Source organism: Mycobacterium sp. SMC-17, from assembly GCF_045310915.1.
Taxonomy (GTDB): Bacteria; Actinomycetota; Actinomycetes; order Mycobacteriales; family Mycobacteriaceae; genus Mycobacterium.
On record NZ_JBJIAK010000129.1, the window covers coordinates 1 to 2194 of the forward strand.

Genomic DNA, 2194 nt, shown 5'->3' on the forward strand with positions numbered 1-2194 from the left:
CCTTGCGGCGCGCAGTCGGGTGAACAGTTTGTCGGCCCGGCCGAAGACTACGGTGTGTCTGCGTCGAATGGCCATGTGTCCCAATGCTGTTGCCAGATGCGTCTTGCCAACACCAACGGGCCCGAGGACGATCGCGGACTGGCCGGCGTCGAGGAACCGCAGTGAGGTCAGATCCCCCAGCAGGGTGCGGTCATAGCGCAGGTCCTCGTGTGCGGTCCAGGTATCAAACCGCATGGTGGGGTCGAGTCCGGCTTTGGTCGCCCGCAACGCGGCGGAGCGGGATTCGCGTCGGGAGACCTCGTCGGCCAGCAGCGTTTCCAGGAACCCGATGTGACTGAGTTTGTGTTGGCGGGCCAGAGCGGCGCGTTCGGGCAGGGTGTCGGCCATCGCGCCGAGTTTGAGGGTCTTGAGCAGTCGGAGCAGGTCAGCGCCGATCGGGTCGGTGGCGCCACGGGCGGTGGTGGTCATGTCAGCGGTTCTCCTCGGCAACGGTGGTCGTGATGATGGTCAATGGTGTTGGGGTGGAGCTGAATTCGGATGGATCGCGGGCGAAGCGGGTGGCGGTGTGGCGGACGGCCTTCGGCAGCGCGGGTGTGCTGGTCTCGGTGGCACGCTCGAGCATGGAGGCGATCTTGTTCACCGAGACGACATCAAGATCCAGCGACAGTGCGCAGGCCTGTTCGACCCGGTCGGCGCCGTAGCGGCGCACCAGGCCCAGCAGCCGGTAGACGGTGCGCATCTTCGTCCAGGGCAGCCGGTCATCGAGGATGCGTTCGGCGTAGATCCCGACGTTGGGGCCGTGCGCGGCGCAGGTGGCGATCAATGTCGTCACATCGCGCAGCGCGTAGCCGGTCTTGTGTTCGGGCAGATCAGCGGGGTCGGTGCTGCGCCCACCGGCCGGCTGGCGAGGATGGACCTTGACCAGCACGCCGCGGCGATAGAACTTCACCAACTCGGTGTCGGCCCGCACGTCCAGGTACTGACCGATCCAGCACTCGGGCAGCGAATACAGCGCCTTGGCGACCTCGGCGTGGAAATCGCGGTGCACCTTGACCGTCTTGAACACCGGCACGTCATAAACCCCTGGCACCGGCAACAGCCGGGACTGTTCCTCGGCGGTGAACACCTCCAGCGGACGAGCGCAGATGGTGCCGTGTGTGCGGGTGCCCGCGGTGTCACGACACCACACCGTCGCCGCCTGCTGCGCATGGGCCAGGCTGGTGAATGTTTCACCGTCCCAGAAGTTTCGGCGCACGTACTGCACGGCGCGTTCCACTCGCGGCTTGTCCTTCGGCGAGGCCACCCGCGCCGGGTCGGTCAGGAACCCGACATGCCCGGCGTAGTCCAGCCAGCCCTGGCTGAACTGCGGGTTGACCGCATCGGCGGCGGCGATCACCGGTTTGAGGTTGTCGGGGATCAGCACGGCGAACACGCCGCCGAAGAACTCCCAGGCCGCCTCGCAGCCGGCGATCACCGCGGCCAGAGTCTGCGAGTAGGACAGCCACACAAACATGTGCCGGGAGTACACCGCGGTGAAGATCAGCGCATGCACCTTGCGGCGGCGCCCATCATCGACGTCAGTGAGCATCCCCAGATAGCCGAAGTCGACCTGGCACTCCACCCCGGGATCACCATCAGCGACCCGCACCGTGAGATCTTTGCGGCCGAAACCGCAACGCTGGCTGGCGAATCGGTGCAACGTCCGATACGGCACCACACAGCCCTGCCTTCCCAGCAGAGTGTGGATCTTGGTCACTGTCAACGGCCGCTGCTCACCAGAGCCGGCCACCCACTTGGTGATCTGATCCTCGAACCCCAATAACTGCTCCCACGCCGCGCCGTGACCATCGGGGCGAACCGGGCGCACCGCTTCGGCGACCATCCCGATCAGACCGTCGTCGATCGCGCCGGCGTCGTCGCCGCGGCGCAGACCGGCCGCGTGGGCGGCCTCGACGTAACGGCGCACCGTTTTGCGATCCACACCGCAATGCGCGGCGATCGTCCGGTACCCCGGCGCCGGTAACCCCGCCACGCCCAGCCACACCCGCAGAACTTCCCTGATCTCGTTCACACTGACCTCCCGAAAAGCCATGCCGGCGACCTCCGTGACTTGAGCTGTCACGGCGATCGAACGAACAAATGAAAAGACCACCGACGCGACGCGCCGGTGGTCCCATAACTGGCAATCCAGGTG

Annotated in this window: 2 protein-coding genes; both read right to left on the bottom strand. The window is 66.2% G+C overall.

From position 1 onward, the window contains the following. The coding region (locus ACJH7A_RS30335; RefSeq protein ID WP_406803310.1) for an ATP-binding protein at positions 1–468 on the bottom strand (468 nt) is incomplete at its 3' end. A gap of 1 nt (position 469) precedes the next feature. After that, positions 470–2092 (bottom strand): IS21 family transposase, encoded by a 1623-nt coding sequence (gene istA / locus ACJH7A_RS30340; RefSeq protein ID WP_115326215.1) that lies wholly within the window; start codon positions 2090–2092, stop codon positions 470–472. Positions 2093–2194 lie beyond the last annotated feature (102 nt).